Origin of the sequence: Methylobacterium sp. W2 (genome assembly GCF_020662345.1) — a bacterium.
Classification (GTDB): Bacteria; Pseudomonadota; Alphaproteobacteria; order Rhizobiales; family Beijerinckiaceae; genus Methylobacterium.
The window spans coordinates 18518-43838 of sequence record NZ_VMOA01000020.1 but is presented as its reverse complement, the minus strand read 5'-3'; the positions used below and the strand labels follow the sequence as shown (position 1 = coordinate 43838).

The following is a 25321-nucleotide window of genomic DNA, read 5'->3' as shown; positions in this document are numbered from 1 at the left end:
GGGCCGATGAGATCGGCAATCGGCCCGCGATTTCGCATCGCAGTAAGAATATTTCCGAAAGGAATATTGCGATACTATCAAAAGTTATATATCAATTAGTTCAGATCGTCGTTTCGGCCCCCTGGCTCCGTCCCATCTCCGACGATCATCGTGAGTTTGCGGTCTCACAATGCACGGCGGCATACTAAAGAACCTATCGTATGACGTTCCGGACATAGCCAAACACTTTGTCAGTGTTGGTCATTGGCGTTGGAACTTTGTCGAGAGCACACATTTCTGGTCATCCGGACTCTATCCGATCCTCGGGATTCCCGACGGCCTCGTCCGGCCCGATTACGCACTTCTGTTCAAGCTCATCCATCCTGAAGACCGCCCGCGGACCATGGAACCCGGTTTCGTCAGGCAATCGGAAACGGTACCGCCCTCGACCTTCCGCATCGTCAGGCCGGATTCCGGAATCTGTACCGTCATGAGCCGCGTGGAGGTGACCACCGCGCACGATGGGCGGCCCTTGAGCGCCCACGGCACCCTCGTCGACATCAGCGACCCTGCCCTGCTCGCACGCGCCGAAGCGGCGCAGCGGCAGCGAGATCGGGCGATCTTCGAGTCGGTCCGGGCCTTCACATCGACCACCTTCGTGTTTCCGTTCAACAAGTTCTCGCAGGAATGGCTCGACCTTGTCGGCCTGCCCGAGGGAGATCTGCTGCAGGACCCCACCCGGCCGTTCGTGAAGGAGGACGGCTCGCAATGGAGGGAACGGATGGAGGGGCTGTACCTGTCCCGGCGCCTCGCGCAAGTGCTGCCGAATCTGAGGCTGGCGAACGGCGACATCGCGAGATACCGCATGATGCTGGTTCCCCTGCTGAACGATGCGGGGCATGTCGAAAGCTGGACCAACTTCATCGGTCCGATCCAGTTGCGGATCAGGCCCACCGGCCGCCTTCGGCTCGGCCTCGAACAGCGCCTCGAAGCAGGGCATATCCGCGCGGCGCGCGCGCTGCTCGACTGGTCGATGACAGATCTGAGCAGAGCCTCGGGCGTATCGCTTTCGACGATCCGGCGGCTCGAAGGCTGCATCACCTCCGTCTCGGTGGCCAACCGCAATCAGGCGATCGGCGCCCTTCGCAGCGCGGGTATCGTGTTCTCATTTTTCGATGAGACAACCATCGCGGTCAGCAGGGGAAGACGGATCTCCTTTTGAGTCGATGTCGAAGCGCCCGAGTCACGCGGGCGTGGTACCGGATTCGGCGGGCTCGTCCATGAGCGGGTGGAGATCACGGACCATGCTCTTCAGGCGCTCGTCGAGGACATGCGTATAGATCTGGGTCGTCGAGATGTCGGCATGGCCCAGAAGCTCCTGCACGATCCTGAGATCGGCCCCGTTCTGCAGGAGATGGCTGGCGAAGGCGTGGCGCAGTACGTGGGGGCTCACGCGGTCCTCACGGATCCCGGCCGCCGCCGCCGCACTCTTGAGGTCTCGGGCGAAAGCCTGCCGGGTCAGGTGCCCGCTCTCGCTGTCGGACGGGAACAGGAAGGGACCGTCGCCGGTGAGATGGGTCAGGTGCTCGCGCATGGCGGCGCGCGCGAGATCGGTGAGCGGCACCAGCCGCTCGCGCCCGCCCTTGCCCTTCACCACGAGGTAGCGCTGCTTCGTCGTGGCGGCCGAGCGTGGCAGGGCGACGAGTTCCGATACGCGCAGGCCGGTGGCGTAGAGGGTTTCGAGCAGGCACAGCATCCGTACCGCGCGCCGCCGCTCGCCCGGCACGTCCTCGGCCTGCGGCGCCACGGCCCGCTCGCGGGCGGTGCGCAGAAGGTCGTCGACCTCGGACACCGACAGCACCTTGGGCAGGGTGCGCCCCCTGCGCGGTCCACCCACCGGCGCGCTCGGATCGGTGTCAGCAAGGCCCTCGGCGTAGAGGAACTTGTGGAAGCCGCGAATGCAGGACAGCCGGCGCGCGGCGGACGAGGCTTTCAGCCCTTGGGTCTCGAGATCCGCCAGATAGGCACGGACCTCGCTTGCATCGGTATCGAGCGGATCGCGTCCCGAGGCGGACAGGGCCGCGAGGTAATGGTCGAGGTCGCGGCGATAGGCGGCGAGCGTGTTGGCGGCGGCGCCACGCTCCGCCGCGAGCATCTCGAGATAGGCGACGATGAGGTCCGGACCTTCGGCACCCGCCACCTCATCGGCCAATTCATCGGCCTTATCCGACGCCGTCACCGGCCCGGCGGCTGCAGCTTCGCGGCGGGAATGCTGACGCTCATTTCCCGGGGCGTGGGCTGAACGAAGGTAGCGAGCGCGAACATGCCCGCGAAGACCAATCCACCGAGGACGGCGAGCGTGGCGAGGAAACGAAACAGGGTCGGCACTCGGACGAACCTCGGTCGGAGGGAACTCGGCGAAAATGGACGGCGTCGGCCGGCGAGCAGATCATTGAACAGCCAAGCCAAGGGTTTGCACCATGCCGGGCGCGCGATGGCAAGGACTTCGGAGCCACAGGGTGCGCCGCAAGAGGTTCGGGGCCGCCGAGCGGCGATCGGCCTCACCGGTCCGGGACGGCTTCGCGGACCGGGGAAGCCTGCCTGAAAGAAACACGCCCTGGGAAGAATCGCGCCGCGCCTTACGGCCTCGCTTCGCCCGGAGGGTGAAACGCGCTAGGATCGCGTGAAGACGTGTATCAAGACTTTAACGATGACCGAGACCGAGACTGAGCCATCGGGAGGCGACATCGCCGCCGATCCCATCGAAGTCAGGCTCCGCCGTGCCCTCGGCGCGCGCTCGATCGTGCTCGTCGGTCTCATGGGCGCTGGCAAAAGCACGGTGGGGCGGCGCCTGGCGGCGCGCCTCGGGCTGATGTTCAAGGATGCGGACAACGAGATCGAAGCGGCGGCCCATCTCACGATCCCGGACATCTTCGCCATCTACGGCGAGCCGAGCTTTCGCGAGGGCGAGGAGCGCGTGATCGCCCGGCTCATCCGTGAGGGGCCGCTGGTGCTGGCCACCGGCGGGGGCGCCTTCATGCGCGAGGCGACGCGGGCGCGGATCGCGCAAGGCGGTGTCTCGGTCTGGCTGAAGGCGGAGCTCGACGTGCTGATGCGCCGCGTGCGCAAGCGCGGTAACCGCCCCCTGCTCCAGACCGACGACCCGGAGGAGACGATGCGGCAGTTGATGGAGATCCGGCATCCCGTCTATGGCAGTGCCGACGTGATGATCCCCTCACGCGACGTGTCGCACGATCGCGTGGTGGAGGACGTGATGGAGGCCCTCGATGCCTATCTCAACGGCCCCTCGAACCAAGGCGTCGCCGCGCAGTGAGTGACGGACAGACGGTCCACGTCCCCCTCGACCAGGGCCGCGACTACGAGATCCATATCGGCCGGGGCCTCCTCGACGAGGCCGGTGCCCGCGTGGCCGCCCTTGGCGGCCGTGCCGCCGCCATCGTCACCGACGAGACCGTCTCGGCGCTCTACGGCGAACGCCTGCGCGCGAGCCTGGAGGCGGCGGGCCTGCGCTCCGGCCTCGTCACCGTCGCGCCGGGCGAGGCCTCGAAGAGCTATGCGGTCTATGCCCAGGTCTGCGACGGGCTCCTCGCCCACCGGATCGAGCGCAACGACCTCGTGGTGGCCCTCGGCGGCGGCGTGGTCGGCGATCTCGCGGGCTTCGCGGCGGCGACGCTCCGGCGCGGCGTCCGCTTCGTCCAGGCGCCGACGACCCTGCTCTCCCAGGTCGATTCCTCGGTGGGCGGCAAGACCGGTATCAACTCGCCCCTCGGTAAAAATCTCATCGGCGCCTTCCACCAGCCGCGCTTGGTCCTGGCCGATACCGCCACCCTCGACACCCTGTCCGAGCGCGAGATGCGCGCGGGCTACGCCGAGGTGGCGAAATACGGCCTCATCGCCGATTCCGGCTTCTTCGACTGGTGCGAGGCCAACTGGGCCGGCATCTTCGCCGGTGGATCAGAGCGCGACGAGGCGGTGGCGATCTGCTGCCGGGCCAAGGCCGGCGTCGTGGTGCGCGACGAACGTGAGGACGGCGAGCGCGCCCTGCTCAACCTCGGCCATACGTTCGGCCATGCCCTGGAGCGTCTCACCGGCTACGAATCCGCCCGCCTCGTCCACGGCGAGGGCGTCGCGATCGGCCTGGCCCTTGCTTTCCGCTTCTCGGCCCGTCTCGGCCTCTGCCCCGGCCAGGATGCCGGCCGCGTGGCCAACCATCTGGCCCTGGCCGGCCTGCCCACCCGCCTCCAGGCCGTCCCCGGCGGATGCGGCGATGCCGATTCCATCCTCGAGGCCATGGCCCAGGACAAGAAGGTCCGTGACGGGGCGCTGACCTTCATCCTCGCCCGCGGGATCGGCCAGAGCTTCATCGCACCGGGCATCGACCGCGCCGAGGTGAAGGCTTTTCTCCAGGACGAGCTGCGCGGAGCGTGACCGGATCGCGTCCTTGTCCCGTACGTCGCGTCAGGGACACCACCTGACGCCAGGCGGCCGGGCCAGGCAAGCAGGCCATGACAACCTCGCTGGTCCAGTCAGGCGCCATGGCATCGCTTCGGTGGTGGGTTGGTATATGAGAGGGGCTCGCCAAGACCGGCACCGTGCCGGTGTGGCACGGTTTGGTGCGACGACGGCCTGATGGACACGCATACCGACCTCTGGCTCGCCGCGAGCATCGTGGTGATGTCGCTGCTGCTCTCGGCCTTCTTCGCGGGGGCCGAGACCGCCTTCACCGCGGCGTCCCGGGCGCGGATGCTCTCTCTCGAGAATAGCGGCGATCTGCGAGCACGCCTCGTCAACCGCATCCTCGCCTCGCGCGAGCGGTTCATCGGCGCGATGCTGATCGGCTACAACATCGTCGCCATCGGCGCCTCGGCCTTCACCACGAGCGTGCTGACCACGATCTTCGGCAAGAGCGGGGTGCTCTATGCCACCGGCGTGATGTCGGTCCTCGTCATCGTCTTCGCCGAGGTGCTGCCGAAGACCCTCGCCATCAACAAGCCGGATCAGGCCGCCCTGGTGATGGCGCGGCCCGTGGCCTTCGCGGTGGCGCTCCTCGGCCCGGCGGCCATCGCCATCGAGAAGCTGGTGCGGCTGATGCTGCGCCCCTTCGGCATCAGTATCGGGAAGCACCAGTCCATCCTCTCGCCCACCGAGGAGATTCGCGGGCAGGTCGCCCTGCTCCACCGCGAGGGCGGCGTCGCCAAGGCCGAGCGCGACATGCTCGGCGGCCTGCTCGACCTTCACGAATTGTCCGTCTCCGAGGTCATGGTGCATCGCACGAAGATGCGCACCATCAATGCCGACCTCCCCTCGGAGGAGATCGTGCGGGAGGTGCTGTCCTCGCCCTACACCCGCATGCCGCTCTGGCGCGGCACCTCCGAGAACATCATCGGCGTGCTCCACGCCAAAGACCTGCTGCGCGCGCTCGACGCCGCCGGGGGCGACGCCTCCGGTCTGAAGGTCGAGGCCCTGGCGCTCGAGACCTGGTTCGTGCCCGACACGACGAGCCTGCGCGACCAGCTCAAGGCTTTCCTCACCAAGAAGACCCATTTCGCCCTCGTCGTCGACGAGTACGGCGAGGTGATGGGCTTGGTCACGCTGGAAGACATCCTGGAGGAGATCGTCGGCGACATCGCCGACGAGCACGACGTCGCGGTCTCCGGGGTTCGCCCCCAGGGGGACGGTTCGGTGAATGCCGACGGCTCCGTCGCCATCCGCGACCTCAACCGTGCCATGGATTGGAACCTGCCCGACGAGGAGGCGACGACCATCGCCGGCCTCGTCATCCACGAGGCGCGGGCGATCCCCGACACCGGCACCGCCTTCAACTTCCACGGCTTCCGGTTTCAGGTCCTGCGCAAGGCCAAGAACCGCATCACCGCCCTGCGGATCACCCCGCTGGTGCCGATGATCGCGAAGAACGACGAGATCGAGGGCTAGGCTCCCGGCAAGGCGAACGGAGAAACGCGCCTCCCTCAGCCGCGCGGCACCGGCCGCCAGCCCGGCGGCGCCATCTCGAACCCTTCGAACCGGAAGGCCGGGGAGACGGTGCAGCTTACCAATGTCCACGCTCCGAGGCTCGTGGCGGTCTGCCAATGTCCCGCCGGCACCACGATCTGCGGCTGCTGGCCATGGGCGAGGTCGGGACCGAGATAGGTGGCGGCGGCATCGTGCCCGTTCGGGCTCGTGGTGATCACCATCGGCGCCCCGGCATGCCAGAACCAGATCTCGGACGCATCGACCCGGTGCCATTCCGAGGTCTCACCGAGATCGAGGAGGTAGTAGATCGCGCTGCCCACCGAACGGCCATCGACCTCGGTCGGATCGCGAAACGTTTCGCGATAATGGCCGCCCTCCGGGTGCGGCTGGAGCCCCAGCTTGGCGATCACCTCTGCGGCTTTCATAGCGTTCTCCCTCGTGCCGCGATCATTATTGGCCGGCCGGAATGGCGCCCTGCGGCAATTGCAGGCCGCGAGGGGCGGCGGCCTCCCCACGTCCCGCTCCCTCGGCGGTGGAAGCCTTGGGAGGACGCGGCGCTTTCGCCACGGGCTTGGGCTTCGCCTTGGCGACCGGCGCCACCTTCACCTCCGGGGCATCGCCGCAGCGGCGGTAATCGAGGCGTGCCAGACCCTCGCCGGCCTCGGAGACGATGTTGAGGAAATCGGGCAGCACCGTGAGCTGTGCGTCCCAGCGCACCGGTCCGCCCGTCGTCGCCTCCAGGGCGGCGGGACTGCCGCCCCGTCGCAGGGCGAGGAGATCGGGGCCGAAGGCGGTGGCGGCCTTGTTGCCGATGACGACCTGCAGCACCCGCGTGGTCTCCGGCGTCAGCGGGCGAAGCGGGTTGTCGACGGTGATGGCGCCGCTGCGCGTCACCCAGAGAGAGACGGTGCCCTGCCCTTCGTAGAACGCGCCCTGACCGTTGTCGCAGACCACGATGAGCTCAGGCAGCTTCACGGGGGCGATAGTGGCGGCCGGCATCGCCACGGGAGCCGCCGGAAAGGTCTCGGGAGGCTTGGCGACGGGTTTCGGTTTGGGCTTTCGTTTCGGCTTGGGCTTGGCCACCGGAGCCTCGGTCTCGCCCATCGCCGCGCCGGCATCCTCCTGCGCAAGACCGGGAGTGGCTCCCACGAGCAAGCCGAGCAGAGCGGCGCAGCACACAAGCCCGCTCCGCACCCCCCGGGGCCGGAGCGCGGGAGCAAGGGTGCCGGGAGGACGAGGCGGGAGCGAACGAATCTGCATGGCCCCGAGGGTTACCCCAGCCGGGGCGGGGTTGCATCCACCTGTCGCGCATCGCGGGAGCGCTTTCGCACAAGGACCGGGCATCGGTACCTGAAGCGCCACCACCGGAACGGTCCTTGCGTCTCGCCCAACCCCTGAGCCCAACACCTTGCGCAGACGACATGCGGAGCCGAAACCATGCGGACGGATTGCCCTTGCACGGTCGTGACTCTCCCCGGCAAGGCCATCCGGCGGTGGATGACGGATCGTCATGCGCCCATTGTCGCCGGACCGAGACCCGACTCGTTCTAAGACGGTCCGATTCCGGGGCCGCCCCACTCTTCTCCTCCGCCCAGACAAGGTCGATCGATGCGCATGCTTGACCGCAGCCCCGCCAAAGCGACGCCCGATCCCGGCGAGCTAGAACAGGATCTCATCGCCCTGATCGAGGAATCCCGCGAGCGGTCGAGCGAGGACCCGTTCCGCAACCCCGTCCTGGCGGTGACGCTGGCGATCACCCGCCGCTTCGACCGCGACGAGATCGGAGAGGACGACCTCGATGGCCTGTTCACCCGGCTGCGGAGACAGGCGCTGGTCGCTCGGGCGGAGCGCCTGCGTGGCTATGTCGGGCTGGACCGGGACGCCCAGGTATCTCTGGACAACGCGATGCCGGCGCGCCTCGTGGCCGCGATCCCCAAAGGGGCGGGTGATTTTGAGACCTTCCGCGATCTCGTCGGCCGCACGGGTTTTGCCGTCGTGTTCACTGCCCACCCGACCTTCGGCATGCCGAAGGCCGTGGCGGCCCTCATCGCCGAGGCCGCGTCCCAGGATAGCGAGGCCGCGCGCCTGCCCCTGATGGAGAAGGCCGCCGCCCTCTCGACCCGTCCGGATGCGAAGATCAGCCTGGACGACGAGTTCGAGCAGGCCTGCCTCGCGGCCAATCACGGCCGTGCGGCTTTGGACAGCTTCAACGCCGCCCTTCTCGACGCGGCCCGCGCCCGTTGGCCCGACCGCTGGACGGAGCTGGTGCTCAAGCCCTTCGCCCTCGCCTCCTGGGTCGGCTGCGACACGGACGGGCGCACCGATATCGGCTGGTGGGACACCCTGCGCTACCGCCTGGAATCGAAGCGCATGCAGCTCGACCGGGTGATGCGCCACCTGCCTGACGTGCCGGCCACCAACGTGGTGCGCGACCTGACACAGGGCGCCCTGGCGGCCGTGAACCGGCAGCTCGCCGTTGCCCCGCGCCTCGGGACCAAACCTTCCCTGGAGGCGGTGCACCGCTTCGCCCTGGCGCTCATCATCGAGCGGGAGCGCGCCCAGACCGATTCCGGGCCGATCCTGGCGGGCCTCGCCGGAGCCCTGGGCGGCGTCGAGAGCGATGACGACAAGCGCACCATCGCCCTTCTGCGCTCAGGCATCGCCACCCACGGCCTCTCGAACGCCTTGCCGCATTTCCGGCTCAACGCCAGCCAGATCCACAATGCCGTTCGCCGGGTCATCGACCTCGAAGGGGAGCCGACGGACGCGGCGCAGCGGCGCTCGCACCTTTCCACCATCCACGCCCTCCTTAACGACGTGCATCCGGTCGCCGTGGATTTCGGGGCGCTCGCCGCCGAACGCGCCTCGGCCGCGCGTCTGATGATGACCATCGCGCAGATCCTGAAGCACGTGGACGGCACCCATCCGGTGCGCTTCCTCATCGCCGAGACGGAGACCGGCTACACGCTGCTGGCCGCCCTCTGGCTGGCCCGGCATTACGGGATTAGCGACAAGGTCGAGATCACGCCGCTGTTCGAGACCGCGAGCGCCCTGGAACAAGGCATCCGCGTCCTCGACGACGCCCTGCGCAACCCACATTGGCGTGCCTATCTCAAGCGCATCGGTCGCCTGACGGTGCAGTTCGGCTATTCCGATTCGGGCCGCTATGTCGGCCAGCTCGCCGCGAGTTTCTGGATCGAGCGCCTGCGCCTGCGCATCACCGACCTGATGGCGCAGAACGGCTTGTCCGGCATCGAGCTCGCGATCTTCGATACCCATGGCGAATCGATCGGCCGCGGCGCCCATCCGACCTCCCTACGGGACCGCCTCGCTTATCTCGCGCCGGAGGATTCGCGACACAAGAACCGCAAGGCGGGGATCAAGGTACGTCTGGAATCGAGCTTCCAGGGCTCGGACGGCTACCTGATGTTCGGGACACAGGCCCTCGCCCGCGCCACCGTGGAGCGGATCGCCGAACACCTCTTCGCCTTCGACATTGCCGACGACGATTCCTTTGCCGACTACGTCTTGTCCGACGCGCCGGGTGCCGACGAGACCGACGACCCGATCTACGGCGAGGCCGATTTCGCCGCCGAGTTCTTCACCGTCGCGCGCCAGGACATGGAAGCCTTGGTGGACGACCCCGGCTATGCAGCGCTGCTGGGGACGTTCGGCCCAAGCCTCCTCGACCGCACCGGCTCGCGCCCCGTGGCGCGCCAGACCGACAATGGCGGGCCCAGCATGATCACCCATCCCCGCCAGATGCGGGCGATTCCCAACAACGCGATCCTGCACCAGCTCGGCTATCTCGCGAATTCCCTGCATGGCCTCGGCCGGGCGGCGAGCCGCGCACCGGATCTGTTCCGCGACATGCGCCGCGATTCGGTCCGGTTCTCGCGCGCGTTCCGCCTCGCCCAGCACGCCTCGGCGGTGGGCGACCTTGACGTGCTGCGCGCCTATATCGACACGCTCGACCCAGCCATGTGGTTGGAGCGGGCACGGCGCACGCAACGTGACGACCGGCGCGACGAACTCCTCGTCATCGCCACCGCCCTCGACCGTCTGCGCCTCGCGCCCGACCTGCGCCGTCTGTTCGGCCGCCTCACCGGCGACTGGTTGAGCCTGCAATCCGCCGCTCCCGATCTCGGCAAGATGTCGGTGCGGCTGACCCTGCTCCACGCCCTCCGCCTCGCCCTGATCCACCGGATCTGGTTCCTGGCCGTTCACATTCCGGGCTTCCGTCCGCAATCGGGCATCACCCGCGAGCAACTGATCGAACGCTTCCTGCGCCTTGACATCGACGGCTGCCTCGCCATGCTCGACGAGATCTTCCCGATCACGCCGGACCCGACCCTCGGCCTCAATTTCGGGGAGCCCGCCGGCCCGCGCGATGTCGGCACCTACGAATCGGAGCACACGACGATCTTCGGCCCGATCCGCCAATCCTTCGCCCGCGTCCGCGAGCTGTCGGGCATGATCCAGCACGAGGTGGGTGCATTCGGGTAGTGCACCGTGGATCCCGGGTTCCGCTGCGCGGCCCTGGGACAGGCGGAGCTGTTCAGGCCCCTGCGGCGCGGGGGCGCTCGCCGAAGATGGCGGTGCCGACGCGAATATGGGTGGCGCCCATTTGGATCGCCGCCGGGTAATCGGCGCTCATGCCCATGGAGAGGATGGGCAGGTTGTGGCGCTCGGCGATGCGGGCCAGGAGGGCGAAATGCGCCGAGGGCGGGTCTTCGGCCGGTGGGATGCACATGAGTCCGTTGATCGCGAGCCCGTGGGTCTCACGACACTCGCTGAGGAGGACATCCACCTGCGAGGGCGAGACCCCGGCCTTCTGCGGCTCGTCGCCAGTATTGACCTGGATCAGCAGTTTCGGTGTTCGGCCCGTGCGCTCGATCTCCTTGGCCAGGGCCGCCGCCAGGGACAGCCGGTCGAGGGCATGGATCACGTCGAACAATTCCACCGCCTCGCGGGCCTTGTTCGACTGGAGCGGCCCAACGAGGTGAAGCTCGACATCGGGAAAGCGCTCGCGCAACGCCGGCCACTTCGCCTTCGATTCTTGAACGTAATTCTCGCCGAAGATCCGATGCCCCGCCTCGAGAGCCGGGACGATGCCGTCCGCATCGATGAGCTTCGAGACCGCCACCAGCGAGATCGCGGCCGGGTCCCGCTCGGAATCCTGAGCCGCCTGGACGATCTTATCGCGCACGGCCTTCAGCCCGGCGACGACGGCGGCGGCGTCCGGATGGGCGTATCTCGGCGGGGTGGAGTCGGGCATGATGTCTCGTCGGCGTAGGAGGAAGGGCAGTCCGTGCCTGACCTATCATTGGCAACGCGGGCCGCAAGCGCCGGGCTCCACCGGCGATGGCTCTGTTGACCGGCAAACAGGCCGTGTTAGTCCGGCATCCAACCGCTCCGACGCCGCGTAAGGCGCCTTGCCAGGCCATCCTGGCCCGTATCTCAGAGTTCCCATCATGACCTCCTCCCCCATGCCCGTTCCGGAGCGCTACAACGCCAAGGATGCCGAGCCGCGCTGGCAGGAGGCCTGGGCCGCGCAAGGCATCTACGCCACGAAGAATGACGACCCGCGCCCGAAATACTACGTGCTGGAGATGTTCCCCTACCCGTCGGGGCGCATCCATATGGGGCATGTGCGCAACTACGCCATGGGCGACGTGGTGGCCCGCTACAAGCGCGCCAAGGGCTTCGCCGTGCTCCATCCGATGGGCTGGGACGCCTTCGGCCTGCCGGCGGAGAACGCCGCCATGGAGCGCAAGGTCAACCCGCGTGAATGGACCTACGCCAACATCGCCACCATGCGCGGCCAGTTGCAGAGCATGGGCCTGTCCCTCGACTGGAGCCGGGAGATCGCCACCTGCGATCCCGACTACTATAAGCACCAGCAGAGGATGTTCCTTGACTTCCTCGACAAGGGCCTCGTCACCCGCCGCACGGCCAAAGTGAACTGGGACCCGGTGGACCATACCGTGCTCGCCAACGAGCAGGTCATCGACGGGCGCGGCTGGCGTTCGGGCGCGCTGGTGGAGCAGCGCGAGCTGACCCAGTGGTTCTTCAAGATCACCGATTTCGCGCAGGATCTCTACGACGCCCTCGACGGCCTGGAGCGGTGGCCGGAGAAGGTCCGGGTCATGCAGAAGAACTGGATCGGCCGCTCGGAGGGGCTGGAGGTCCGCTTCGCTTTCGATACGCGTGACGGCGAGATCAAGGTCTACACGACCCGGCCCGACACCCTGTTCGGCGCGAAGTTCCTGGCCATCGCCGCCGACCACCCGGTCGCGGCGTCCGTGGCCGCCACGCGTCCCGAACTCCAGAGCTTCATCGAGGAATGCCGCCGCACCGGCACGGCGCAGGCCGCGATCGATACGGCGGAAAAGCTCGGCTTCGACACGGGCTTGCGGGTGCGCCATCCCCTCGACCCGTCCTGGCTGCTGCCGGTCTACGTGGCGAATTTCGTGCTGATGGATTACGGCACCGGCGCCGTGTTCGGCTGCCCGGCCCATGACCAGCGCGACCTCGACTTCTCGAACAAATACGGCCTCGGCAATACGCCCGTCGTTTGCCCGGAAGGGCAGGACGCTGCGAGCTTCGTTGTCACCGACACCGCCTATGACGGCGATGGTCGGATGATCAATTCGGGCTTCCTCGACGACATGACGACGGACGAGGCCTTCCATGCCGTGGCCAATCGACTGGAGGGGGAGATCCTGAACGGAGAGCCGGTGGCGGCGCGCAAGGTCCAGTTCCGCCTGCGCGACTGGGGCGTCTCGCGCCAGCGCTATTGGGGTTGCCCGATCCCCATCATCCATTGCGATGCGTGCGGGCCCGTCTCCGTTCCGGTCGCCGACCTGCCGGTGAAACTGCCCGACGAGGTCTCCTTCGATACCCCCGGCAATCCGCTGGAGCGGGACCATGCCTGGCGCAACGTACCCTGCCCGCGCTGCGGCGCTGCGGCCCGGCGCGAGACCGACACGATGGACACCTTCGTCGACTCGTCCTGGTACTACGCGCGCTTCACCGCGCCCTGGCTCAAGGACGCGCCGACCGACCGGGCGGCGGTGGATCATTGGTTGGCGGTGGACCAGTATATCGGCGGTATCGAGCACGCGATCCTGCACCTGCTCTATGCTCGCTTCTTCACGAGGGCGATGCAGGCGACGGGTTGGTCCGGGGTCTCGGAGCCGTTCGCCGGCCTGTTCACGCAAGGCATGGTCGTCCACGAGACCTACAAGGACGCGGCCGGAGCCTGGGTTCAGCCCTCCGATATCCGCATCAGCGCCGAAGGCGGCGAGCGACAGGCGTTTCACGTGAAAACAGATGCGCCGATCGCTATCGGCTCCATCGAGAAGATGTCGAAGTCCAAGAAGAACGTGGTGGACCCGGACGACATCATCGCGAGCTACGGCGCCGATACCGCTCGCTGGTTCATGCTGTCCGATTCGCCGCCCGAGCGTGACGTGATCTGGACGGAAGATGGCGTCCAGGGCGCGGCCCGCTTCGTTCAGCGGGTCTGGCGCCTGGTCTCCCTCGCGGTGGGCGTGCCCACTGAGGGCGGAGCGTCGGACGCTGCGCTTCGCAAGGCCGCCCACAAGGCTCTCGCCGCCGTGGAGGAGGATGTGGAACGTCTTCGCTTCAACCGCTGCGTCGCCCATATCTACACGTTGTCGAACGCTCTCGACGAGGCAATCCGCACGGCCACCGTCTCGCGGGATGCGGCGACGGAAGCGGCGGGCATCCTTACGCAGCTCGTCGCGCCGATGATGCCGCATCTGGCCGAAGAATGCTGGTCGGCCCTCGGCCGGCAGGGGCTGGTCGCTCAAGCCGCTTGGCCGGTGGTCGATCGTGCCCTGCTGGTGGAGGACGAGATCACCCTCCCCGTACAGCTCAACGGGAAGAAGCGTGCGGATGTCACGGTGCCTCGCACGGCCGATACCGCCACGGTGGAAGCCCTCGTCCTGGCCGATGAGGCCGTGCAGAAGGCGCTCGAAGGCCGTGTCCCGCGCAAGGTCATCGTGGTGCCGGGGCGGATCGTGAACCTCGTGCTGTGAGAGACGCCCCATGCGAGCGTCACCATCGTACCGCCGCAGAGGAATCGTAAAGCTTGCCGCTTATACAGGTGACGCAAGGGGCGGGATCGCCGTAAAGAGCGGGACCGGACGGAGAGCATTGCTGCGATGATGATGCATGGGCTGAGACAGGCGGTACGGTCCCGCGCGGCGAAGGTCGCGTTGGTCTCCCTCATGGCCGTCAACCTGTCGGCCTGCTTTCGCCCTCTCTACGGACCGACCGCGTCGGGCGAGCCCATGGCCGCCCTCCTTGCCTCGGTACAGGTGGACGACGTTTCCACGGCCGCCGGTCAGGAGCGGCTCGGCCATTATCTGCGCAGCGAACTCATCTTCGATCTCGACGGTTCGGGCCAGCCTTCACCCAAGCGCTACCGCCTGAAGATGCAGGGCAGCGAATCGGTGAAGACCCCCATCGTGTCGTCCCAGACAGGACGCGCCGAGGCCGGTACATTGGTGGGGACCATCCGGTTCTCCCTCGAATCTCTGGACGGGGCGAAGATCATCACCGAGGGTGTAGCGGTGGCGACAACGACCTACGATCGCTCGATCCAGCGCTTCGCTTCCCTGCGTGCGGCCCGCGATGCCGAGATCCGTCTGGCCAAGACCCTGGCCGACCAGATCAAGACGCGGATCGCCTCCGTTCTGGTGACCAAGCCCTGACCGCCGTCAAGGCTGGCGATATCGAGGCTCTGCTGCGGCGCGGACCGGCGTCGCAGATCGCGGTCATCCTCGTCTACGGGCCGGATACCGGCCTCGTGTTCGAGCGTGCAAAGCGTCTGGCCGAGAGTTTCGTCACCGATCCGTCCGATCCCTTTGCCCTGGTCAAGATCGACGGCGATGTCCTCGCTTCGGATGCCGGCCGGCTCGTGGACGAGGCCGGCACTGTCGGTCTGTTCGGTGGCCAGCGCAGCATCTGGGTACGGCCTGGAAGCCGTAATTATGCCCCTGCCGTGGACGCGGCCTTGAAGGCAGAAATCGCCGGGGCTCGCATCGTGGTCGAGGCGGGAGACCTCGCCAAGAGCGCGCCCTTGCGGACGCTCTGCGAAAAGTCGACTCGGGCGCTGGCGCTCCCCTGCTACGCCGATGACGAGCGAGCCCTGGCCGAACTCATCGACCGCACCCTCCAGGAGAATGGCCAGCGCATCACCCGTGAGGCGCGCGACATCCTGGTGATGAGTCTGGGCGGAGACCGGCGAGCGAGCCTGTCCGAGATCGAGAAGCTAGCGCTCTATGCCAGGGGCCAGACCGAGATCACCCTCGACGACGTGGAGGCGGTGATCAGCGATGTCGCCGGCAGCGTCCTCAATACGCTGATCGACGCCGCCTTCGTCGGTCGTGGTGAAGAGGTCGAGCGAGATTATCGTCGCTTCCGCCACGAGGGAATGGACCCTTCCGTCATGCTCGGCTCGGCGCTCCGCCATGCCCTGACACTCCTGTCCACGCGGATCGCGGGGGAGGGGCAGAGCCCGAGCATGATGGTGGGGAACTGGCGCGGCCTGCACTTTCGCCGCAAGGCCATCGTCGAGGCACAGCTAGGGCGCTGGTCTCCCGCTGCCCTCCGCCACGCGGTTCAGCTGCTGCAAGAGGCCGTTCTCGCCTGCCGCCGCTCCCCACCCGACCTTGCCCACGCTCATGCTTCGGCGACGCTCCTGCGCATCGCTACGGAGGCTGCCCGGCGACGCGGCTGAGACTCGCTCATCCGCGCACACCTCCCCACCCTCCTCTCGATGGCCGCGAACCGGCGCGTGTGTCGGGAGGAGCGTCCAAGGGAGCAGTTCAACGGAACACGGATGGTCGTCGCGCTTCTCGTTGACGACTCGCTCCCGTCGCGCCTAATCACCCTATGTCTCAGATGAGTCCCTCTTTCGACGTGGTCGTGGTCGGCGGCGGTCATGCCGGCGTGGAAGCGGCCGCCGCCGCCGCCCGCTCCGGTGCCCGCGCCGCCCTCGTCACCCACTCGGCCGCCACGATCGGCGCGATGTCGTGCAACCCGGCTATCGGCGGTCTCGGCAAGGGGCATCTCGTCCGTGAGGTCGATGCCCTCGACGGGCTGATGGGCCGGGCCGCCGATGCGGCCGGAATTCAGTTTCGCCTGCTCAACCGCCGCAAGGGCCCCGCCGTGCGCGGCCCACGCACGCAGGCCGACCGCAAGCTCTATGCGCGAGCGATGCAGGAGGCGGTGGCCGACACCGCCAATCTGGTGGTGGTGGAGGGCGAGGTCGCGGATATCCTCGTTACCGCCGCAAGGGTGGCAGGCGTTGTTCTGGCCGACGGCCGGACCATGGCTTGCCCCGCCCTCGTGCTGACCACTGGTACGTTCCTGCGCGGGCTCATCCATATGGGCGAGGTGCAGATTCCCGCCGGTCGTGTCGGCGAGGGGCCTTCCGTTGGTCTCGCTCAGACCCTGGACCGGCTGGGCTTTGCCCTGGGACGGCTCAAGACCGGCACCCCTGCCCGCCTCGATGGCCGCACCATCGACTGGTCCGGTCTCGACATGCAATCGGCGGATGACGATCCCGTACCGTTCTCGACGCTCACGGACCGGATCACCACCCCCCAGATCCAATGCGGGATCACCCGCACCACCCGTGCGGTGCACGATCTCATTCGCGCCAATCTCCACCGCTCGCCGATGTACTCGGGCGGGATCAGCAGCCGTGGCCCGCGCTATTGTCCCTCCATCGAGGACAAGGTGGTGCGCTTCGGTGACCGTGAGGGACATCAGATCTTCCTCGAGCCGGAGGGGCTCGACGACCCGACGGTCTATCCCAACGGGATTTCCACCGCTCTGCCGGAGAGCGTGCAGCGCGATCTGATCGCCCTCATTCCGGGTCTCGAGCATGCGGCGATCGTACGTCCGGGCTATGCCATCGAGTACGATTACGTCGATCCGCGCGAGCTCGATACCAGCCTTCAAGCCAAACGCCTGCCCGGCCTTTTCCTCGCGGGACAGATCAACGGCACCACCGGCTACGAAGAAGCGGCGGGGCAGGGGCTGGTGGCCGGGATCAATGCCGCCCGCCTGGCAGGCGGATCCCCCCTCGCCTGTTTCGACCGGGCGGAATCGTATCTCGGTGTGATGATCGACGATCTCGTAACCCATGGGGTCAGTGAGCCCTACCGCATGTTCACGTCGCGCTCGGAATATCGGTTGTCTCTTCGCGTGGACAATGCCGACGAGCGCCTGACCCCGCGTGGTGCCGCCCTCGGCTGTGTCGGTTCGGTGAGGGCCGAGCATTTCGCCCGCTCCCAGGGAGAGCTCGAAGCGGCGCGTGCAAGACTTGATGGCCTCAGCCTGACACCGATGGCAGCGGCGCGGCACGGCATTTCCCTCAATCAGGACGGCATTCGTCGCAGCGCCTACCAGTTGCTGTCTTATCCGGAAATCGGCTGGGATCGACTCACCGAGGTCTGGCCGGAACTTCAGAGCGTATCCCCCCGTGTGGCGGACCGCCTGCAAACGGATGCGACCTATGCGGTTTATCTCGACCGGCAGAGCGCGGATATCGCGGCCTTCCGGCGGGACGAGGCTGTGGCCCTGCCGATCAAGCTCGACTATGCCGCGATTCCGGGCCTGTCGAACGAGATGCAGGCCAAGCTCGAAGCGGTTCGGCCGGGTACGCTCGGTCAGGCGGCGCGCATCGAGGGCGTGACACCCGCCGCGCTTACCCTCCTCGCGGCGCATGCGCGCCGCACCGACCGCTCCGGCCTTGCGACAGCCCATGGCCGCTAAAGAGGACGACCGGGCTCGTGTCCTCGCCCAGGCAAATGTTTCACGTGAAACAGCCAACGCGTTGGACATCTATGTCGAACAGCTGCGCCGGTGGCAGAGCGTCAAGAATCTCGTGGGACCGGCTACCCTCGCGGAGGTCTGGACCCGCCATATTGCCGATGCGCTGCAGCTTCTCGATCTCGCGCCGAACGCCATCACATGGCTCGATCTCGGTTCGGGTGCGGGCATTCCGGGCCTCATCCTTGCCATCGCAGGTCGCGAACGGCCGGGTTTTCAGGTCGATCTGATCGAGAGCAATGCGCGCAAATGCGCCTTTCTCACGGAGGCCGCACGTCTGACGAAAGCTCCGGCGCGGGTGTGCAATCATCGCATCGAAGATGCGATCGCCGACCATGTCGGGGTCGATGTCGTCTGTGCGCGAGCCGTGGCTCCCCTCAACCAGTTGCTCGATTGGACGGAACCGCTGTTGACAACCGGTACCACCGCCCTGTTTCCGAAGGGCCGTGATGCACAAGCGGAATTGACCGCTGCAGCGCAACGGTGGAGATTCGTTTACGATCTGGTGACGAGCCGTACTGAGTCGGAAGCGCGGATCGTCCGCGTTAAGACCCTCTCCCGCGTGGATTCATGACCATCGAACCCTCCTCCGCCTCAAGGGTCACGCCCGAGCGGCCGCTCCGAATCCTCGCTTTGGCCAATCAGAAGGGCGGCGTCGGCAAGACGACGACGGCCATCAACCTCGGCACCGCCCTCGCTGCCATTGGCGAGCGCGTTCTGGTGATCGACCTCGATCCGCAGGGGAACGCCTCCACGGGGCTTGGTATCGATCGTCGCTCGCGCAAGGTTTCGACTTATCACGTGCTCGCCGGGGATGCGTCTCTGGCCCAGGCCGTGGTCCCTACCGCCGTGCCCCGGCTACTGCTGGCGCCCTCCACCATGGATCTTCTCGGTCTCGAATTGGAGATGGCCAGTTCATCGGACCGTGCCCATCGCCTGCGCAACGCCATGCGCGATATCGGCAAGGCGGGTGCAACGGAGGGCGTGACCTACGTCCTGATCGATTGTCCGCCCTCCTTGAACCTGCTGACGATCAACGCGCTTGCTGCCGCCGACGCCGTGCTCGTGCCGATGCAATGCGAGTTCTTCGCCCTCGAAGGTTTGAGCCAGCTTCTGCGCACAGTCGAGCAGGTGCGTACGGCGCTGAACCCGCGGCTGACGATCCAGGGGGTGGTGCTCACCATGGTGGACCCGCGCAACAACCTCTCGAATCAGGTCGCCGCCGACGTCCGCAGCTTTCTGGGGGACAAGGTCTACGAGACGACGATTCCCCGCAACGTTCGTGTGTCGGAGGCCCCGTCGCATGGCAAGCCGGTGTTGCTCTACGACCTGAAATGCGCCGGCTCGCAGGCCTATTTGCGTCTGGCTTCGGAAGTGATCCAGCGCGAGGGCCGGCTCCCGGTGGCGGCGTAGATCTCTCGTTCTGTCTCGTGAATCCGTAGCGTATAGGAGTTGAAGCAGGTGGCGATGGCGGATGATGTGGCACGGCCCCGGCTCGGGCGTGGGCTTGCGGCCCTGATTGGGGATTTCGGCGACGACAACGGCGATGCGGGAAAGCCGCAGGCACAGCGCAAGGTCGCCGTCGAGTTTCTGCGCCCCAACCCGCGCAACCCGCGCCGCCGCTTCCCTGAAGCCGAGCTCGACGAGCTTGCAGCCTCCATCAAGCTGCGCGGTATTATCCAGCCCATCGTCGTGCGGGCGCTGGCGGGCGTGCCGGATACCTATGAGATTGTCGCGGGCGAGCGCCGCTGGCGGGCCGCTCAGCGCGCCGGGCTGCACGAAGCGCCCATCGTCGTCGTCGAGATCGACGATCGGACCTCCCTCGAATACGCCATTCTCGAGAACGTCCAGCGCAGCGACCTCAACGCCATCGAAGAAGCAGCTGGCTACGAGCGGCTGATGAGCGAATTCCGCTACAGCCAGACCGAACTCGCCGAGATCATCGGCAAAAGCCGCAGCCATCTCGCCAACACCCTGCGGCTGTTGCAATTGTCCAGCGCGATCCAGGACCGCGTCGTGGCGGGCGAGATCACGGCTGGTCATGCCCGCGCTTTGCTCGCGGTGAGAGATCCCGAAGGCGTCGCGCGGCGGATCGTGGCCGAGGGCCTGTCCGTACGCGACGTCGAGGCTCTTGCCTCGGCGGAAGTGCCCGAGGGCGATGCGCCGCGTCCCGGGCGCCCGCGCAAGCCTGAGCGCGACGGACAAGTGCGCAGCCTCGAACAGGCCATGGCGCGGGCGCTCGGCGTTTCGGTTTCGCTGAAATCCAAGAACCTGGGCAGCGGAGAAATCCGCATCCGCTACGAGACGGCGGAAGAACTCGACGCCTTGTGCAAGCGGTTCGAGGTGTCGAACGGGGCATAAGGCTCGTTCTGCAGCGTTACCCCGTTTCCCCTCACGCCTGATGCGTCAGATGACGGTGATCTGGGGTCGAGACATCGAGCCCCGAAGTGTCCGTCCGCATCCCTACTTCCCGATGCAGAAGCCGGAGAACAGGCGGTCGAGCATATCTTCGACGCTGACCCGGCCAGCGACCTCGCCGAGAGCGCGTACGGCAAGGCGCAGATCCTCGGCGAGGAGTTCCGGAAGGGCAGGGCCCGATAGTACGCGGCCGAGGTGATCGCGGCAGCGGGTCAACCCGTCGCGGTGGCGTTCCCGGGTGATGAGCGCATCACCTCCGCCAAGAGCCGCCTCCGCCCGTGCTTCGATCAGGCTAAGCAGGCGGTCGATGCCTTCTCCGGTTACTGTGGAAACGGCGATGCTGCCGCCCCCGTCGCATCCAAGATCGGCTTTCGTACGCACCGGAATGGCGCGATCGGGTAAGGGATCCACTCCATTGACCCGGTCATCGCCGGGGTGGAGGGCAAGGACGAGGTCGGCCTGTTCCATTCGTTTGCGGGTGCGGCGGATGCCTTCGGCTTCTACGGGATCGACGGTGTCACGCAGTCCCGCCGTATCGACGATGAGGACCGGCAATCCGCCGAGATCGCAGCGGATTTCGATGAGATCCCGCGTCGTGCCTGGAATTGCGGAAACGATGGCGGCGTCGCGTCGGCTCAATGCGTTGAGCAAGGTCGATTTGCCGGCATTCGGAGGACCGGACAGAACCACCACGAACCCTTCCCGCAGGCGCTCCCCCCGTCGGCCATCGGCGAGGGTAACGTTGATCTCATCGCGGATCGCCTGCGCTTTCGCGTGCAACGCCGCGTCGAGGGCTGCGTCGTCAACATCGCCTTCATCGGAGAAATCGAGGGCAGCCTCGGCTCCAGCCAAAAGATCGATCAGGCGGTCCCGCCAATCGGAGACCTTGCGGCCCAGGACACCGTCGAGTTGGCGGAGAGCTTGACGCCGTTGGGCGTCCGTTTCCGCGTCGATCAGGTCCGCGGCTCCCTCTGCGGCGGTGAGATCCATCCGCCCGTTCTCCACGGCGCGGCGGCTGAAGGCACCTGGTTCGGCGAGGCGGCAGCCGGGATGTACTCCGAGCGCGGCCATGACGGCAGACCGCACGGCGAGGCCGCCATGAAGGTGGAGTTCTGCCATATCCTCGCCGGTGAACGTGGTGGGTCCCGGCATCCAGACGACGAGGGCCGAGTCGAGCACGTCCCCGCCCGCAGTGTCGCGAAGGGTGCAGAGCGAGAACCGGCGGGGCGGCGGCAGACGGCCGGCCATGGTCTCGACGAGGGAAGCGGAGGCCGGACCGCTGATGCGGATCACCGCGACCGCGGCACGGCCAAAGCCGCTCGCCGGGGCGAAGATGGTGGTGCCGTCGCTCATGGCGGACATCCTGCCAAGACTGACCGGAGTAGGATAAGCGTCCCGCATTCCGGAGTTATATTAGTCGGCAAAATAACTACTTTCTGAAAGAAAGCACTACTTTTTGGCTTCGCCCGTCGAGAGATCGAGGTCCCTCTCATTCACCTCTTTCCAAGCTCTCGCCGGGGGATGAAACGAGAAGGGGAACAAGCCTCGCCATGAACCACCCGCCGTCCGGCGGCGGGTGGTTCATGGCGAGGGAAACGCCGTCAGGTATTCATCGAATCGAAGAAGTCGTTGTTGCTCTTGGTCTGGCGCAGCTTGTCCATGAGGAACTCGATGGCGTCGGTGACGCCCATCGGATTGAGAATGCGCCGCAGCACATAAGTTTTCTTGAGCGAATCCGGCGGCACCAGGAGCTCTTCCTTGCGGGTGCCCGAGCGGGTGATGTCGATGGCCGGGAAGATGCGCTTGTCCGAGACCTTGCGGTCGAGAATGATCTCGGAGTTGCCGGTGCCCTTGAACTCCTCGAAGATCACCTCGTCCATACGCGAGCCGGTGTCGATGAGGGCGGTGGCGATGATCGAGAGCGAGCCGCCTTCCTCGATGTTGCGCGCGGCGCCGAAGAAGCGCTTGGGGCGCTGGAGTGCGTTGGCGTCCACACCGCCGGTGAGCACCTTGCCGGAGGACGGCACCACGGTGTTGTAGGCGCGGCCGAGGCGGGTGATCGAGTCGAGCAGGATGACCACGTCGCGGCCATGCTCCACGAGGCGCTTGGCCTTCTCGATCACCATTTCGGCGACCTGGACGTGGCGGGTGGCCGGCTCGTCGAAGGTCGAGGCGATGACCTCGCCCTTCACCGAGCGAATCATGTCGGTGACTTCCTCGGGGCGCTCGTCGATGAGCAGCACGATGAGGTAGCATTCCGGGTGGTTGATGGTGATGGACTGCGCGATGTTCTGCATCAGCACGGTCTTGCCGGTGCGCGGCGGCGCCACGATCAAGGCGCGCTGGCCCTTACCGATGGGGGCCACGATGTCGATGATGCGCGGGCTGAAATCCTTCTTCGGCGGCGCGTCCAGTTCGAGCTTGAAGCGCTGCGTCGGGAACAGCGGCGTCAGATTGTCGAAATGGACCTTGTGCTTGATCTTCTCCGGGTTCTCGAAGTTGATCGTGTTCACCTTGAGCAGGGCGAAGTAGCGCTCACCGTCCTTCGGACCGCGGATCGGCCCCTCGACCGTATCGCCGGTGCGCAGGCCGAAGCGGCGGATCTGCGTGGGCGAGATGTAGATGTCGTCGGGACCCGGCAGATAGTTCGATTCCGACGAACGCAGGAAGCCGAACCCGTCCTGCAGCACTTCCACGGTGCCGGCGCCGATGATCTCGACCTCCTTGGCAGCGAGCTGCTTCAGGATGGAGAACATCAGCTCCTGCTTGCGCATGGTGGAGGCGTTCTCGACCTCGACCTCCTCGGCGAAGGCGATCAGGTCGGTGGGGGTCTTCGACTTCAGATCCTGAAGCTTGACCTCCCGGTGCTGACCGAGATCGGCGGCGACCAATCCGACCTCGGCCGGCGGATCAACGGGAAGGAGGGAATCGTTCTGTGACGTCATGGGAGAATGAGAACCGACGATGGACGAGGGTTGATCGGGCGGGACAGTTGGAAAAGCGCCGGATGCCTTGTCGGCACCTATGTCGGAGCGTCGGTAAAGACCGGCTCCGCGCATCGTCTAAGGGGAGCCTATGGCTCTCGGATGCAACACGGCGTAAAAGGAGGGGCTTCCCCCATATCCCGTTTCCGCATCGCGCTCAAGCCCTACTCGCGCGAGCGAAGGGCGAGCCGTTCGGCCATCGGGACTGACGCTTCAGCGGCGTCTCAGGCGCACATAGAGCGCGCCCGCGCCGCCGTGGTGGCGTGCCGCTTCCTCGAAGCCGATGACGATGCTGCGGAGTTCCGGCGAGCGCAGCCAATGCGGAACCTGACGGCGCAGGACGCCGCGCTCCGAGAACGCCTCGTCATAGCCCGCCCCGCCGCCCTTGCCGGTGACGACGAGGACATGGGCGTGGCCCGCCGAGCGGCAGCGCATGAGGAAACCGACCAGGGCGCCATGAGCCTCGGCCTGATACAATCCGTGGAGGTCGATCCGCGCCTCCACCTTGAGGGATCCGCGCCGCAGGGCGAGACGTGCCTTGCGTTCGAGCCCGGGCAGAGGCGGCGCTGTGACGACAGCCGCCGGAGCCGCCACGGGGGACGGGATCGGCTTCACGAGGCGTTTCGCGGGGGGCTTCACGCCACCGGGCGAGGTGGCCCTCTCAAGCACCGGTTTCGTCACCGGTTTGGCGACGAGCCCCGGTGCTTCCGGTTTCTTCTTCGGAGGAGGGGGATTCCCCGTGGCCGAAGCTTTGGCCATCGCGGCTTTGGCCATCGGCACGGCACGGCCACGCAACGGGGTAATCAGCCGAGCGATCTCGCCCCAGAGGAACGCATCCTCGCCTGACAGGCCACGGGGTCTGCGCGGCAACTTCATGGAACGGGCGCCATACGCGGCTTCGGCAGCAGGACCACGAAGCCGACCGCATCGCGCAGGTTGCCGGCGGCGATCCCCGCCGCTTCGCCGGTGCCGAGATAGAGGTCGCCCCGCGCGGGACCGACGATGGCCGAGCCGGTATCGGCAGCGACTACGAGACGCCCCGGCGCGTCCTCTCCCGCGATCCGTCCGTCGAGCCAGAACGGCGTTCCATAGCGCCACAGGTTGGAATCGACCGCGAGGCTGCGGCCCGGCGTCAGAGGAACGCCCGCTGCCCCCGGAGGACCGAGACCGGGATCCTCCACCTCGGCAAGGCGGAAGAAGATGTAGGAGGCATTGGCCTGCATCAGCGGCTTGGCGAGGGCCTGATTTGCGCGGAGCCAGCCGGTCCAGCGGGCCAGCGTCAGGCCTTCGAGGGGCAGGTGTCCGGCCTGGACGATGAGCTTGGCGACTGAGGTGTAGGGACGGCCGTTGCGGCCGTCATAGAGCAGACGCACGGACCGCCCGTCGGGAAGGCGCACGCGCCCCGACCCCTGGACCTGGAGCACGAAGAGGTCGACCGGATCGCGCAGGTAGAGGAGCGGCCGGGCCCGCTCCCCCATGCCGCCCGCCTCGATGGACGCACGGTCGGGATAGGGCTCGAACCCGGTCTCCGTCGCCCGTGCCGCCCGCAAGGCCGGGTCGAGGCCGGGCTTGGTTTCGCCGGGGGCGAGACTCACGAGATCGTCCGGCCGGGCGAGGGCGGGGGCGGTGAAGCCAGGGCCGGCGACGAGGGCGCCGGTGAGCTCCGGCTCGAAATAGCCGGTGAGGAAGCCCGTTCGGCGCGGCGCACCACCCGCCTCGCCCGGGCTCACGATGCGATAGGCATCGAAGTTCCGCGTGAAGAAGGTCCCAGCCTCCTGGGGCTCCACCGACGCGGCACGGCGGCAGGCGGCGGTGAGATCCTCCGCCGAGCCGGCGACTGTCGGGGCGATCTCCACCGGGGGGGCGGCGCAGGTTCGGCGAAACGCGTCGAGGGAGGCGGCCGGGTCGGGGCCGGGAAAGCCCGGCAGTGCCGCGAGGTCCACCGGCTCCAGAACTGCTTCTCCCACGCGAAGCGGCCCGGCCGCGACAGCGACCGGGCCGGATAGATAGCCAGCGACGAGAGCCAGGGCGGCGACGGACGCCCGATTCAGAAACCCGGTCACCACAAACCC

At 67.0% G+C, this 25321-nt stretch carries 21 protein-coding genes; 12 read left to right on the top strand and 9 right to left on the bottom strand.

Going from position 1 to position 25321, the window contains the following annotated elements; translation table 11 throughout:
• Nucleotides 1-169: 169 nt before the first annotated feature.
• Complete coding sequence (locus FPV16_RS13020) at nucleotides 170-1201, top strand: helix-turn-helix domain-containing protein (RefSeq protein ID WP_227438698.1); 1032 nt, start codon at nucleotides 170-172, stop codon at nucleotides 1199-1201.
• A gap of 21 nt (nucleotides 1202-1222) precedes the next feature.
• Here the strand turns inward: FPV16_RS13020 and FPV16_RS13015 are convergent, their stop codons facing one another.
• The gene (locus FPV16_RS13015; protein ID WP_227438784.1) at nucleotides 1223-2179 is read right to left on the bottom strand and encodes a site-specific tyrosine recombinase XerD; all 957 of its coding nucleotides are present in this window, start codon (nucleotides 2177-2179) and stop codon (nucleotides 1223-1225) included.
• A 35-nt stretch (nucleotides 2180-2214) separates the two neighbouring features.
• The gene (locus FPV16_RS13010; RefSeq protein WP_227438697.1) at nucleotides 2215-2367 is read right to left on the bottom strand and encodes a histidine kinase; all 153 of its coding nucleotides are present in this window, start codon (nucleotides 2365-2367) and stop codon (nucleotides 2215-2217) included.
• Between the two features lie 322 nt (nucleotides 2368-2689).
• Between FPV16_RS13010 and FPV16_RS13005 the strand changes: the two genes are divergently transcribed.
• From FPV16_RS13005 to FPV16_RS12995, 3 genes are all read left to right on the top strand, one after another.
• Nucleotides 2690-3313 carry a shikimate kinase gene (locus FPV16_RS13005; protein ID WP_227438695.1) on the top strand — a complete coding sequence of 208 codons (624 nt, stop codon included), beginning with the start codon at nucleotides 2690-2692 and terminating at the stop codon, nucleotides 3311-3313.
• Nucleotides 3310-4428 carry a 3-dehydroquinate synthase gene (gene aroB / locus FPV16_RS13000; protein ID WP_227438693.1) on the top strand — a complete coding sequence of 373 codons (1119 nt, stop codon included), beginning with the start codon at nucleotides 3310-3312 and terminating at the stop codon, nucleotides 4426-4428. The genes FPV16_RS13005 and aroB overlap by 4 nt, the downstream gene beginning before the upstream one ends.
• Nucleotides 4429-4629: 201 nt before the next feature.
• Nucleotides 4630-5934, top strand: a complete 1305-nt coding sequence (locus tag FPV16_RS12995) for an HlyC/CorC family transporter (RefSeq protein WP_227438691.1) — start codon at nucleotides 4630-4632, stop codon at nucleotides 5932-5934.
• 35 nt (nucleotides 5935-5969) lie between these two features.
• On the opposite strand, the gene FPV16_RS12990 is transcribed toward FPV16_RS12995, so the two are convergent.
• Both FPV16_RS12990 and FPV16_RS12985 read right to left on the bottom strand, forming a co-directional pair.
• The gene (locus FPV16_RS12990; RefSeq protein WP_227438689.1) at nucleotides 5970-6398 is read right to left on the bottom strand and encodes a cupin domain-containing protein; all 429 of its coding nucleotides are present in this window, start codon (nucleotides 6396-6398) and stop codon (nucleotides 5970-5972) included.
• Between the two features lie 25 nt (nucleotides 6399-6423).
• The gene (locus tag FPV16_RS12985) at nucleotides 6424-7152 is read right to left on the bottom strand and encodes a hypothetical protein (RefSeq protein WP_227438687.1); all 729 of its coding nucleotides are present in this window, start codon (nucleotides 7150-7152) and stop codon (nucleotides 6424-6426) included.
• Nucleotides 7153-7587: 435 nt separating this feature from the next.
• Here FPV16_RS12985 and FPV16_RS12980 point away from each other — a divergent pair, with 435 nt between their 5' ends.
• Nucleotides 7588-10479 (top strand): phosphoenolpyruvate carboxylase, encoded by a 2892-nt coding sequence (locus tag FPV16_RS12980; protein ID WP_227438685.1) that lies wholly within the window; start codon nucleotides 7588-7590, stop codon nucleotides 10477-10479.
• Between the two features lie 52 nt (nucleotides 10480-10531).
• Here the strand turns inward: FPV16_RS12980 and FPV16_RS12975 are convergent, their stop codons facing one another.
• Nucleotides 10532-11251, bottom strand: a complete 720-nt coding sequence (locus FPV16_RS12975; RefSeq protein WP_227438683.1) for a YggS family pyridoxal phosphate-dependent enzyme — start codon at nucleotides 11249-11251, stop codon at nucleotides 10532-10534.
• A 196-nt stretch (nucleotides 11252-11447) separates the two neighbouring features.
• On the opposite strand from FPV16_RS12975, the gene leuS reads away from it, so the two are divergent.
• The 7 genes from leuS to FPV16_RS12940 all read left to right on the top strand — a co-directional run bounded on the left by leuS (nucleotide 11448) and on the right by FPV16_RS12940 (nucleotide 20208).
• Entirely contained in the window at nucleotides 11448-14039 is a 2592-nt protein-coding gene (gene leuS / locus FPV16_RS12970; RefSeq protein ID WP_227438681.1) for a leucine--tRNA ligase, read from the top strand.
• Nucleotides 14040-14165: 126 nt separating this feature from the next.
• Nucleotides 14166-14717, top strand: coding sequence for an LPS assembly lipoprotein LptE (lptE, locus tag FPV16_RS12965; RefSeq protein ID WP_036265983.1), 552 nt, complete (start codon nucleotides 14166-14168; stop codon nucleotides 14715-14717).
• Complete coding sequence (holA, locus tag FPV16_RS12960) at nucleotides 14714-15745, top strand: DNA polymerase III subunit delta (RefSeq protein WP_227438782.1); 1032 nt, start codon at nucleotides 14714-14716, stop codon at nucleotides 15743-15745. Before lptE ends, holA begins: the two co-directional genes overlap by 4 nt.
• Before the next feature lie 155 nt (nucleotides 15746-15900).
• The gene (gene mnmG, locus FPV16_RS12955) at nucleotides 15901-17790 is read left to right on the top strand and encodes a tRNA uridine-5-carboxymethylaminomethyl(34) synthesis enzyme MnmG (protein WP_227438679.1); all 1890 of its coding nucleotides are present in this window, start codon (nucleotides 15901-15903) and stop codon (nucleotides 17788-17790) included.
• Nucleotides 17780-18421 (top strand): 16S rRNA (guanine(527)-N(7))-methyltransferase RsmG, encoded by a 642-nt coding sequence (gene rsmG / locus FPV16_RS12950; protein ID WP_227438677.1) that lies wholly within the window; start codon nucleotides 17780-17782, stop codon nucleotides 18419-18421. Before mnmG ends, rsmG begins: the two co-directional genes overlap by 11 nt.
• Entirely contained in the window at nucleotides 18418-19260 is an 843-nt protein-coding gene (locus FPV16_RS12945; RefSeq protein WP_227438675.1) for a ParA family protein, read from the top strand. Before rsmG ends, FPV16_RS12945 begins: the two co-directional genes overlap by 4 nt.
• A 54-nt stretch (nucleotides 19261-19314) precedes the next feature.
• Nucleotides 19315-20208 (top strand): ParB/RepB/Spo0J family partition protein, encoded by an 894-nt coding sequence (locus tag FPV16_RS12940; RefSeq protein WP_227438780.1) that lies wholly within the window; start codon nucleotides 19315-19317, stop codon nucleotides 20206-20208.
• A gap of 102 nt (nucleotides 20209-20310) precedes the next feature.
• Here FPV16_RS12940 and mnmE read toward each other — a convergent pair whose 3' ends face one another.
• The 4 genes from mnmE to FPV16_RS12920 all read right to left on the bottom strand — a co-directional run bounded on the left by mnmE (nucleotide 20311) and on the right by FPV16_RS12920 (nucleotide 25312).
• On the bottom strand, nucleotides 20311-21618 hold the full coding sequence (gene mnmE / locus FPV16_RS12935) for a tRNA uridine-5-carboxymethylaminomethyl(34) synthesis GTPase MnmE (RefSeq protein WP_227438669.1): 1308 nt from the start codon (nucleotides 21616-21618) through the stop codon (nucleotides 20311-20313).
• 248 nt (nucleotides 21619-21866) lie between these two features.
• Nucleotides 21867-23210 carry a transcription termination factor Rho gene (gene rho / locus FPV16_RS12930; protein ID WP_227438667.1) on the bottom strand — a complete coding sequence of 448 codons (1344 nt, stop codon included), beginning with the start codon at nucleotides 23208-23210 and terminating at the stop codon, nucleotides 21867-21869.
• A 252-nt stretch (nucleotides 23211-23462) separates the two neighbouring features.
• Nucleotides 23463-24125 (bottom strand): Smr/MutS family protein, encoded by a 663-nt coding sequence (locus FPV16_RS12925; protein WP_227438666.1) that lies wholly within the window; start codon nucleotides 24123-24125, stop codon nucleotides 23463-23465.
• Nucleotides 24122-25312: a murein transglycosylase A gene (locus FPV16_RS12920; protein WP_413629286.1), complete on the bottom strand. Its 1191-nt coding sequence runs from the start codon at nucleotides 25310-25312 to the stop codon at nucleotides 24122-24124. Before FPV16_RS12920 ends, FPV16_RS12925 begins: the two co-directional genes overlap by 4 nt.
• Nucleotides 25313-25321 lie beyond the last annotated feature (9 nt).